This is a genomic window from Abyssisolibacter sp. ZYX002, from assembly GCF_056892235.1.
The window spans coordinates 106,124-118,306 of record NZ_JARMXH010000009.1 but is presented as its reverse complement, the minus strand read 5'-3'; the positions used below and the strand labels follow the sequence as shown (position 1 = coordinate 118,306).

The 12,183-nt window shown below is 32.0% G+C and carries 8 protein-coding genes and 1 riboswitch; of the genes, 5 read left to right on the top strand and 3 right to left on the bottom strand.

Annotated features, from left to right (window positions below):
- Window positions 1-15 precede the first annotated feature (15 nt).
- The 3 genes from P3X86_RS18710 to P3X86_RS18700 all read right to left on the bottom strand — a co-directional run bounded on the left by P3X86_RS18710 (window position 16) and on the right by P3X86_RS18700 (window position 3,222).
- Window positions 16-858, bottom strand: coding sequence for a PHP domain-containing protein (locus P3X86_RS18710; protein WP_483294251.1), 843 nt, complete (start codon window positions 856-858; stop codon window positions 16-18).
- 152 nt (window positions 859-1,010) lie between these two features.
- Window positions 1,011-2,405, bottom strand: a complete 1,395-nt coding sequence (locus tag P3X86_RS18705; protein ID WP_483294250.1) for a PTS transporter subunit EIIC — start codon at window positions 2,403-2,405, stop codon at window positions 1,011-1,013.
- Window positions 2,406-2,739: 334 nt separating this feature from the next.
- Window positions 2,740-3,222 carry an MgtC/SapB family protein gene (locus P3X86_RS18700; RefSeq protein WP_483294249.1) on the bottom strand — a complete coding sequence of 161 codons (483 nt, stop codon included), beginning with the start codon at window positions 3,220-3,222 and terminating at the stop codon, window positions 2,740-2,742.
- Window positions 3,223-3,934: 712 nt separating this feature from the next.
- A riboswitch (purine riboswitch) is annotated at window positions 3,935-4,036 on the top strand.
- 123 nt (window positions 4,037-4,159) lie between these two features.
- Between P3X86_RS18700 and P3X86_RS18695 the strand changes: the two genes are divergently transcribed.
- The 5 genes from P3X86_RS18695 (at window position 4,160) to purF (ending at window position 12,181) form a co-directional block, all read left to right on the top strand.
- Window positions 4,160-5,542 carry an NCS2 family permease gene (locus P3X86_RS18695; protein ID WP_483294248.1) on the top strand — a complete coding sequence of 461 codons (1,383 nt, stop codon included), beginning with the start codon at window positions 4,160-4,162 and terminating at the stop codon, window positions 5,540-5,542.
- A gap of 165 nt (window positions 5,543-5,707) precedes the next feature.
- The gene (locus P3X86_RS18690) at window positions 5,708-9,460 is read left to right on the top strand and encodes a phosphoribosylformylglycinamidine synthase (protein WP_483294247.1); all 3,753 of its coding nucleotides are present in this window, start codon (window positions 5,708-5,710) and stop codon (window positions 9,458-9,460) included.
- Window positions 9,461-9,475: 15 nt separating this feature from the next.
- A complete protein-coding gene (purE, locus tag P3X86_RS18685) occupies window positions 9,476-9,979 on the top strand; it encodes a 5-(carboxyamino)imidazole ribonucleotide mutase (protein ID WP_483294246.1) in 504 nt (167 codons plus the stop codon).
- On the top strand, window positions 9,979-10,680 hold the full coding sequence (gene purC / locus P3X86_RS18680) for a phosphoribosylaminoimidazolesuccinocarboxamide synthase (protein ID WP_483294245.1): 702 nt from the start codon (window positions 9,979-9,981) through the stop codon (window positions 10,678-10,680). The genes purE and purC overlap by 1 nt, the downstream gene beginning before the upstream one ends.
- Window positions 10,681-10,795: 115 nt before the next feature.
- Window positions 10,796-12,181 carry an amidophosphoribosyltransferase gene (gene purF, locus P3X86_RS18675; protein ID WP_483294244.1) on the top strand — a complete coding sequence of 462 codons (1,386 nt, stop codon included), beginning with the start codon at window positions 10,796-10,798 and terminating at the stop codon, window positions 12,179-12,181.
- Window positions 12,182-12,183 lie beyond the last annotated feature (2 nt).

The window sequence follows — 12,183 nt, the reverse complement described above, 5'->3', positions numbered from 1 at the left end:
CATTTTATACTGGCATTATTTATTGTGCAAATATTGCTCTAAATTTTTGTATACTTTATCTGGAATTTGTATATCACCTATTTGAATTTTATTTTTATTGTATTCCCCATGAAAATCTGACCCTCCAGTAATTATTAAATTTCTATCGTTGGCTATTTTTTCTAATTCAATACGAACTTCTACACTATTTGACGGATGATATACCTCTATTCCATCAATCAATTCACTACTTAATAAGCTATAATATAAGTCCCTATTTTTACTTTTTATTTTATTCGGGTGTGCCAATACCACTATACCTGAATTCCTATGAATAATGTCACATGTAGTTTTAAAATCATAATATTCAAAATCATCTTCTACATAGTAAGGTGATGAATTTGAAAAGTATGGTTTTATTTTTTCCATTATGTCTTCTCTTTTTATATATCCATAGTCAGATAAAACTTTTAGTATCTTTGCTCTATATAATGGCCCTCCATTACTTTCATCAAAAAAGATTTCTTCATCTATGTCTATACCGTTATTTTGCATTAGTCTTATTTGTTTCTTTGATTTATTATTTAGTGTATTTAATACATTTTGAGAGTATTCTTTTAATTCTTTTGAATCTATATCAATATCATAAGCTAAAATATGAAATTTTAAATCATCTTCTATTGCCGTAAATTCTACACCTGGAATGTATGCGACACCGTATTCTTTGCTATATTTTTGAGCTAAATCTAATCCTAATATTGTATCATGATCTGTTATAGCTATTGCATCAATATTTTGTTTTTTAGCTTGATTAAATATTGCTTTTATTCCTACGCTACCATCAGAAAACGTAGAATGAATATGAAAATCACATTTCATTATAAATACCTCCTATCTTTACAAAGATTAATTTTTATAAAACTATTAATACTTTAGCATAATAGAAATATTTTGTTTTATAGAATACTAGATTAGCCTAAATATAAAGGCTAATCTGGTATCCTATCATAATAAGTACTTTTATAGTTTTTTTATTTGATATTAAGTACTTCGTTTAATACACTATTTTCTTCTCCATCAGTATCTTCTGCCATGTCATCCCACTTAACTAAATAAGTCAACCCAAAGCCTCCTACATATGCTAGAACTGTTGCTATAATGTAGTTTACCACACTGCTTGACGGTATCAACAATGTCAATGGTAAACCTGAAAGGCCTATTCCTATGGATGCAACTTTGGTCAATGAAATATAAGCTCCACCTATCATTGAACCTAAGCAAGCTGTTAAAAATGGTTTACCTAATGGCAATGTAACGCCAAACATCAAAGGTTCTCCTATCCCTAACATACCTATAGGCAATGAACTTGCTATAATTTTTTTTAGCCTCTTATTTTTAGTTTTAAGATATACTGCAAAAGCAGCGCCTACTTGTCCGGCTCCTGCCATTGCTAATATTGGTCTTAATAGATCTAAGCCAGTACGATCTAATAAACTAACTTCTATAGGCGTGATAACTCTGTGTAATCCAGTCATTACAAGTGGTAAGAATGTACCTGATAACAATGCACCTACTAGAACACCACCTTTTTCAACAGCTGCTGTAACTACTGTTGTAAGGCCAGCTGACAAAAATGCTCCCAATGGATGGAACATATATAAACTTCCTAATCCTATAACTAATAATACAATGGTAGGAGTAACTATTAAATCTATTACCGATGGCATTATCTTTCTCAATTTCTTCTCTAATAATGCACCAATAATTACAGCTATTAACACTGCTATTATTCCACCTTCTCCAGGTATTAATTTATCCCCATTTATTACTATTTTGGCAAGCTTGCTCGTTGTCAAAATACCGGCAATTGCACCACCTAGAGATGGACTGCCGCCAAATTCTTTAGCTGCATTCATACCTACCATTATGTTCATATACAGGAATACACCTTTTCCAATAACATAAAGAATGTAATATGTATTTTTATCTACACAGTGGGTATTATAAAGTATTTTTGCTAATCCATAAATAACACCACAACCTATAAAAGCTGGTATCAATGGAATAAAAATATTAGATAAATGCCTTAAAAACATTTTAAATGGAGTGCTATTTTTAGCTTTTAATTCAGCCTTTCTAATTTTTACCTCATCTTCTACTCCTACATTTTTACCAACGAGTTGTCCAAATTCATCAGCTACTTTAGCAGCTTTACCAGGACCTAAAATCAACTGTAATTGACCACTTTGTTCAACTACCCCCATAACTCCGTCAACTCTGTTTAATACTTTTTTGTCAACAAGCTCTTTATTCGATATAACTAGTCTAAGTCTTGTTGCACAATGCGTTACGGATACAACATTTTCTTTACCACCGACTTTTTCTAAAATGTCGAGGCATAAGTGCTTCATTTTTGCGTTAGCCATTTGCTTCTCCTCCTTAATAGTAAACTTAACCCAAATATTTATAGGAAATTTAGTACTTCTTTTACTATAAATACTCTTTTGGCTTTATCTACTAATTAACATATTGTCTACACATTTTTATATATAATTTCATTATCTTAGACAATCTGTTAATTATGTATCCACATTTGTTTTTGATTGCTGAATTATATTAACTCAATTTTCATACTTTACAGCTTTTCTAAAATGGTGATTTATTTTAACTTAGGGATATTTAACTGAACATTATGAAATTATATTACTGACATTGCTATAGTTGAGTGAAATTATATTTCTCATCAGCCCAAAAAAAATTTTATTTTTCTACGATTGTTCCTGATATTTTGTCTTGAATTTTAAATTTAACTTTTTTTAATATTACCAATACACAATATACGCCTGTTGTAGCAACTATACTTAAAAAATAATATCCTAATCCACATGCTATTCCTATACACGCAACTACCCATAATGTTGCAGCAGTTGTAAGTCCTGTAACAGAACCTTTGTTATGTATTATTGCACCCGCACCTAAAAAACCAACTCCTGACACTACTTGTGAAATTACTCTACCACTATCTACTTTTAAACAATTTACCAATTCTGGGTGAGATGCTATCAAATTAATTGAATCTTCTACTAAATGACTTTGTATTATAGCAATAACGGTAGCTCCAACACATACTAAAATGTGTGTTATAAAACCAGCAGGTCTATTCTGGTATTCTCTTTCATACCCAATAATTCCACCTACAAATATTGATAGAATAAATCTAGCTATTATTTCTACATGCAACATATCCCCTCCATCGTCATCAATTTAGTGATTTAGTGTTTACTTTTTGGAAAACGTTTGCCATGTTTTGATTTTATTGATTAATTTTTATAATTATTATAACTCTCTAAATCATTAATGTTTGAAAATAATTATAACATAATCAACAATTTTGTCAAACAGCTTAAACTCAATTACAAACTTTACGTGCAAATAAAACAAAGAATTATATCAGTTGTTTGAACTAGAGTGAAAATAGTAGCAATCAAGAAGTTCGCATAGTTTATGTTTTGTCCTTTGCTCTAAAAATAAGTTTAAAAAATTTTTTGCGTCTTTTGTTTTTTAATAAACTATATTTTATCTAATTCTATAACTGAAAAAAGTTAATTAAGAGGTTTTCTCTAATAAAGACAAAAACTTAGAATATACTAACAAGGAAAAAGTTTAATGTGATAATATATGGGGTTCGGCCTATTTTAGTTTATATTTAATCAATTTGGCTTGCAATTTTGTATAAAAAATATTTTAATATCCTTGGCATTCTTAGTATCAAGAAGTTTACAGGGTTTATTTTACGTTTATAAACATTTAATATACGAACTATTTTAAAATATAACATACTGAACGTTCGCATTAATACATAAAAAAGAAAAAAATAACATATAAATATTCGTAAAACATATTGACTAGTATATAAGTCTTTGTTATTATATTAATATAATTTGCAAAAGGCATAAATTTTTATAATTAAATAACTCATATAATTTTCAGGATGTGGCTGATAAGTTTCTACCGAGCGACCGTAAATTGCTCGACTATGAGTGAAGAATACTTAGGGAGTATATAAACAGGTTTGTTTATATACAGCTATTATAATGACCCAAATGGTAGGTTTCACTTATGACCTCTATTTGGGTTTTATTATTTAGAATAAGGAATTTTATATTAGGAGGTAACTTTAATGCAATCTTTATTTAAGTTAAAGGAAAACAAGACAAATGTAAGAACAGAGATTATGGCAGGTATTACGACTTTTGTAACTATGGCGTATATAATCTTTGTTAATCCGAATGTTCTAAAGCTAGCAGGTATGAATTCACAGGGATTATTAGGAGACGCAGCAGCAAAAATAGGTTTTGATGATCCAGTAGTAGGAGCAATATTTGTGGCAACTTGTATATCAGCAGTTATAGGCTGTTTGATAATGGGTATATTCGCGAATTTACCTTTCGCATTAGCACCAGGGATGGGACTTAATGCATTTTTTACTTACGGAGTAGTTTTGACTCTAGGGTATACGTGGCAACAAGCGCTAGCAGCAGTATTTATATCAGGAATATTATTTATTATACTTACAGTAACAGGTCTTAGAGAAACTATAGTAGATGCTTTGCCAGATTCGCTAAAGAGAGCAATCGGTGGAGGTATAGGATTATTTATAGCATTGATAGGATTAAAAGGAGCACATATAATAATTGCAAATCCAGCAACATTAGTTGGATTTGGAGATTTTACTCAAGCGCAAGCTTATGTTCCATTAGCAGGATTAACATTAACAGGCATATTAATGGCTAGGAAACAAAAAGGTGCAATATTAATAGGAATCATATTTACAACACTTATAGGGATACCAGCAGGGATTACCCATATACCAGATACATTTAATTGGTCAATACCTAGCTTAAAGCCAACATTATTTGCACTTGATTTTAAAGGATTATTGAAATTAGGTGGCGAAGTATCACTAATCGGAGCAATAACAAGTGTTTTAACAGTAGTTATATCATTTAGCTTAGTAGACTTATTTGATACAATTGGAACACTTATAGGAACTGGCGAAAAAGCAGGATTTATAAATGAACAGGGTAAACTTAAAAATATGAATAAAGCATTATTTGCAGATGCTATAGCAACATCAGTTGGTGCATTAATAGGAACATCAACTACGACAACTTATGTAGAAAGTGCTTCAGGAGTAAGTGAAGGTGGTAGAACAGGACTTACATCAGTAACGGTAGCAGTAATGTTCTTGTTATCAATATTCTTAGCACCATTTGTTGGGATAGTACCTGGAGAAGCAACAGCTCCGGCGTTGATAATAGTAGGGGTATTGATGATGACATCAGTGAAACATATTGATTTTGAAGATTTTACAGAAGCATTGCCTGCATTCTTAACAATTGCAATAATGCCATTTAGCTATAGTATCGCTAATGGTATTGCAGCAGGTATAATATTTTACCCAATAACTAAATTAGTAACAGGCAAAGGCAAGGAAGTACATCCAATAATATATATTCTTGCAGCTCTGTTTATAGCACGATTCACAGTACTGCCACATTAGTATAAAAAGCCCGATATATCGCCTCGGGCTTTTTTAAACTCGATTTACTAAGTTAAACCTAAATTATTCATAGAAAATCAATAACTATACGCCATATTTGAGGCGTTCCATAAATAATTCAGGTTAAAGTGTTATTTATATAACCATTAGCAAAGGAGATTTAATATGACATTGTACAACAATAGGATTTATGTAGAAAAAAAAGAACAATACAGAGTAGAAGCAAAACATTTGCAAAATGACTTAAAGAAAGTTCTTGGTATAGAAGCAATAGAAGAATTGAGAGTTATCAATAGGTATGATATATCAGGTATAAATAAAGAATTTATTAAAGAAGTAACAAATACAATACTTTCAGAGCCTAATGTTGATATAGTATGCCAAGAATTAAAGTTAGAAGATTATGATGTATTTGCTGTAGAGTACTTACCAGGACAGTATGATCAACGCGCTGATCAGGCTATACAGTGTATTCAAATATTAACAAAAAATAAACCACTAGTTAAATCAGCAAAAATCATTGCTATAAAAGGAGATTTGAATAAAACAGATTTAGATAAAATTAAAAAATATATCATAAATCCAGTAGATTCTAGAGAAGCCTCATTAGATGGATATGAATCATTGTTAAGCGTGAATGAACAACCAGAGGAAATTTCTGTAGTAATAGGATTTATAGATAAAGATATGCAGGAGTTAGCTAGATATAAAGAAGATATGGGTTTTGCAATGAGCATAGAAGACATAACACTTTGTAGAGATTACTTTAGAGATACAGAAAAGAGAAATCCAACTGTAACAGAGTTAAAAGTAATTGACACATATTGGTCTGATCACTGTAGACATACGACATTTCAAACTAATATCAGGGAAGTAATAATAGATGAAGGAAAATATACACTTCCTATAAAGAAAGCATATGAAGAATATTTAAATTCGAGAAATTATGTATATGGTGATAAACAAAAAGATATGTGTTTAATGGATATTGCTACTTTAGCTATGAAAGAATTGAGAAAGAACGGTAATCTAGAGAAAATGGATATATCAGAAGAGATTAATGCATGTAGCGTTGTAGTAAATGCAAAAGTTGATGGAAAAGACGAAGAATATCTTGTAATGTTCAAAAATGAGACACATAACCATCCAACAGAGATAGAACCTTTTGGAGGGGCAGCTACATGTTTAGGCGGGGCTATAAGAGATCCATTGTCAGGTAGATCTTATGTATATCAAGCAATGAGAGTAACAGGGGCAGGAGATCCTACTTTACCAATAAATATGTCGATAGTCGGAAAGTTGCCACAAAGAAAAATATGTACAGAATCAGCTAGTGGGTACAGCTCATATGGGAATCAGATAGGACTTGCTACAGGTCAGGTAAGAGAATACTACCATGGTGGTTACGTAGCAAAAAGAATGGAGATAGGAGCAGTTGTTGGGGCAGCCAAGAAAGAAAATGTTATTAGAAAGACCCCACAAAATACAGATGTAGTATTGTTAGTTGGAGGAAGAACAGGACGTGATGGTTGCGGAGGAGCTACAGGATCGTCAAAAGCTCATACAGAAGATTCACTATTAACATGTGGCGCAGAAGTCCAGAAAGGAAATCCGCCAGAGGAACGAAAAATACAGAGACTATTTAGAAATCCTAATGTAAGTAGATTAATAAAGAGATGTAATGACTTTGGTGCAGGTGGAGTATGTGTTGCTGTTGGAGAGTTAGCAGATGGTTTAGATATAAACTTAGACAAAGTAACAAAAAAATACGAAGGACTAGATGGAACAGAGCTTGCTATATCTGAGTCACAAGAAAGAATGGCAGTAGTTATAGACAATAAAAATGTAGATGAATTTATTAAGCTCGCAGAGCAAGAGAATCTAGAGGCAACAGTTATAGCATCTGTAACAGATAACAGAAGATTAAAAATGAAGTGGAGAGGAACGTGTATACTCGATTTGAGTAGAGATTTTTTAGATACAAATGGTGCTAAACAACATACAAAAGTAGTAGTGACAAGTCCTAGCGGAGAAGACAATTATTTCAAAAAATCATGTATAGAGGAAAATGATTCAATAAAAGAAAGATGGATTAAGAATTTAAAACAGTTAAATGTAACATGTCAAAAAGGACTGGTAGAAAGATTTGACAGTACAGTAGGAGCGGGTACAGTATTGATGCCATATGGAGGGAAATATCAGCTTTCACCTGCAATAGGTATGGTTGCAAAACTTCCAGCTGTAGGAGAAACTAATACATGTACTATAATGTCACATGGTTTTAATCCTGAGATAGCGAGTTGGAGTCCATTTCATGGGGCAATGTATGCAGTAATAGAGTCAATAGCAAAGGTTGTACTTATGGGAGGTAACTATAATGAAATCTATCTTAGTTTCCAAGAGTATTTCGAGAAGTTAAATAATGATGAAAAAAAATGGGGAAAGCCTTTCAGTGCATTATTAGGAGGATTCTATGTGCAGAAGATGCTAGGTAAAGCTGCAATAGGAGGTAAAGATAGTATGTCAGGAAGCTTTAAAGACATACATGTTCCACCTACTTTAGTAAGTTTTGCAGTTGGAATAGGTGACAGTAATAAAGTAGTATCAACTGAATTTAAGAAACCGGGAAGTAATATTGTATTGATACCAGTAGAAAGAAATGAAGAAGAAGTGCCAAATCTAAAAATATTAGATAAAATATTTAAAACTATAAGTGAATTGATAAAGAATGAGAAAATACTATCAGCTTCAATAGTTAAGTTTGGAGGAGTAGCAGCAAGTATTAGTAAGATGGCGTTTGGAAATAAGATAGGTGTCAATATATCAAGTAAGTTAAATTACGATGTGTTTAGCAATGACTATGGTTCATTAATATTGGAAATAGATGATAAATACAACATAAACGAATTATTAACAGGCTTAGATTTTATAAAAATAGGAAAGACAACCAAAGAAAGTACAATAATTATAGATGGTGAAGTTATAACTTTAGACGAAGCTATAAAATCTTGGCAAGAAAAGTTATCAGATGTTTACAAAATAAAAGAAGATGCAGAAGGTGGTATTAATAATGTATCTTATAATAATGGTAATAAGATAAAGTCACAGATTAAAATTGCTAAACCAAGAGTCTTTGTACCAGTTTTTCCAGGGACTAATTGTGAGTATGATACTGAAAAAGCCTTCACAGGAGCAGGAGGTAAAGTATTATCAAGTGTATTTAAAAACTTAAATCCTAGTCTCATAGAAGAATCGATAGAAGATTTTATTTCTAAAATTAAACAAAGTCAAATTATAGCACTCCCTGGAGGTTTCAGCGCAGGAGATGAACCAGAAGGTTCAGCAAAATTTATAGCAACTATATTTAGAAATGAAAAAGTTAAATCAGCAGTAATGGAGTTGCTTTATAAAAGAGATGGTTTAATGCTTGGTATATGTAATGGCTTTCAAGCACTGATAAAACTTGGATTATTGCCATATGGAGAAATAAGAAACACTGATGAAAATAGCCCAACATTGACATTCAACAAAATTGGTAGACACATATCATGTATGGCTATGACAAAGATTACATCGAACTTATCTCCTTGGCTCAGCAACACAAAAGTAGGAGATATATATAATATTCCATTATCACATGGAGAAGGCAGATTTATAGCGACCGATGGTGTGATAAAAGAACTTATAGAAAGAGGACAGATATCTACTCAATATGTAGACTATGATGGCAATGCAAGTTATGATGGCGAGTTTAATCCTAATGGATCATATTTTGGAGTAGAATCAATAACAAGTCCAGATGGAAGAATACTCGGTAAGATGGGGCATTCAGAAAGAATAGGAAAAGACATAAGTAAAAATGTTTCAGGCTCAAAAGATCAACAATTGTTTAAAGCAGGTATAAATTATTTTAGCTAAGGAGGAATTATTATCATGAAAATTGCAGTAATAATGGGAAGTGATTCAGATTTTCCAGTAGTAGAGAAGGGTTTAAAAATCCTAAAAGAGTTCAATGTACAGGCAGATGTAAGAGTACTTTCTGCTCATAGAACACCATTTAAAGCCATAGAATTTGCAAACAATGCAGAGGATATGGGATATGATTTAATAATAGGGGCAGCAGGAAAAGCTGCACACTTACCAGGGGTATTAGCAGGCGTTTCTGTATTACCAGTAATAGGATTACCAATAAAATCATCAACTATGGATGGACTTGATTCCCTTTTATCTATAGTGCAAATGCCAAAGGGAATACCTGTTGCTACGGTAGCAATAAATGGAGCAGAAAATGCAGCACTTCTAGCTATTCAGATACTGTCAGTGAAACATGAAGAATTAAGAGAAAAACTGAAGCAATATAGAGTTGAAATGGCTAAACAAGTAGAAGAAAAAGATCAAGCTGTAATAGAGCTTGCTAAAAATGTGGGGTGTGAATAATGAAAAGAGCAGAGATGTTATATGAAGGAAAAGCAAAAAAGGTATTTAAAACAGATGATGAGTTAACGTATATAGTAGAGTACAAAGATGATGCGACTGCATTTAATGGAGAAAAGAAAGGCACAATTGCTGGTAAAGGTATGGTTAATAATAAAATGTCAGCTTTATTATTTAAACTTTTAGAAGAAGAAAATATACCAACACATTTCATAGAGCTTCTAAGTGATAGAGAAATGTCAGTAAAATCAGTAGAAATACTTCCATTAGAAGTTATAGTTAGAAATGTTGCAGCAGGATCTCTTGCAAAGAGATTAGGTTTAGAAGAAGGAACAGAGCTTAAAAGTACAGTACTAGAATTTTGTTACAAGGATGATGATTTAGGAGATCCAATGATTAATGAGTATCATATTGAATCAATAGAACTAGCAGCTAAAGATCAAGTTAAGATAATTAAAGAATATGCATTTAAAGTTAACGAAGTATTATGTGATTACTTTAAAGCTAAAGGTATGAAACTAATAGACTTTAAACTTGAGTTTGGTACTCATCAAGGAGAAGTAATATTGGCAGACGAAATATCTCCGGATACATGTAGATTATGGGATGTAGAGACTAATAAAAAGCTTGATAAAGACAGATTCAGAAGAGACCTTGGGGATGTAGAAGAAGCTTATACAGAAGTATTGAGTAGATTAAGCTAACCTATATTTCTACTTTGGGAAGAGCAAAGTGTTAAGGAATTACCCTCCTTCTAGTTAAAACGCTTTGCATTCCTAGAGTAGTAATGGTATCCTAGGTAAAAGAGGAGGCAAAAGCATGGAAGATAAGCTACATGAAGAATGTGGAGTTATAGGAATTTATTCAGAGAATAGTGATGATATAGCAGGTCATCTATATTATGGATTATACGCATTACAGCATAGAGGACAAGAAAGTGCTGGGATAGCAATAAACAGAAATGGTCAGATAGACTATCATAAGGATATGGGATTAGTACCAGAGGTATTTAATGATAAAATAATAAATAAATTAACAGGAAATATTGGAATTGGACATGTAAGATACTCCACTACTGGAGAAAGTTATGTAGAAAATGCACAACCATTGGTTGTTAAATATAAAAAAGGTGATATAGCTTTAGCGCACAACGGTAATTTAGTAAATGCTGAAGCTTTAAAAGGTATGTTAGAGGATTCTGGTGTAGTATTTCAGACATCTATAGATACAGAAGTTATAGCTAACTTACTAGCAAGACATCATAAAAGTGACGTAGTGGCATCTATTAGAAAAGTTATGGAAGTAGTAAAAGGTTCATATGCATTAGTTATGTTGTCAGATAACCAATTGATAGGGGTAAGAGATCCTCATGGATTAAGACCACTTTGTATAGGAAAATTAAGTGATGGGTATGTTTTAGCATCAGAAAGCTGTGTCTTAGATACTATAGGAGCTGAGTTCTATAGAGATATAGAGCCAGGAGAGATAATCATAATAGATAAAAATGGAATGCAAAGTTATAAGAGTGATAAATGGTGTAAAAAAAACCTATGTATATTTGAATTAATCTATTTTGCTAGACCTGATAGTACAATAGATGGTATTAACATGTATTTATTTAGAAGCAGGACAGGAAAGATACTTGCAAAAGAAGCTCCAGTTGATGCAGATATAGTAATTTCTGTTCCTGATTCAGGAACACCTGCAGCAATAGGATATGCAGAGGAGTCAGGAATACCATATGGTATAGGGCTTATAAAAAACAAATATATAGGGAGAACATTTATACAGCCGAATCAAGAGATGAGAGAACAAGGAGTAAAAATCAAGCTTAACGTATTAAAGCAAAACATAGAGGGGAAAAGAGTCATTATGGTTGATGATTCTATAGTAAGAGGAACTACAAGTAAAAGGATAGTAGAGATGCTAAAAAAAGCTGGTGCTAAAGAAGTTCATGTCAGAGTTAGTTCTCCACCAGTAGCGTATTCATGTCATTTTGGCATAGACACTCCTTACAGAAACCAATTAGTGGGTGCTAATAATACTGTTGAAGAAATTAGAGAACTTATTGGTGCTGACTCATTAGCATATATATCACTAGAAGGGTTATCTAAAGCAGGTGGAGATCAAGGATTTTGCAAGGCTTGTTTCAATGGAGATTATCCAATGGAAGTACCATTAGAAGGAAATAATAAGAAATACTAAGT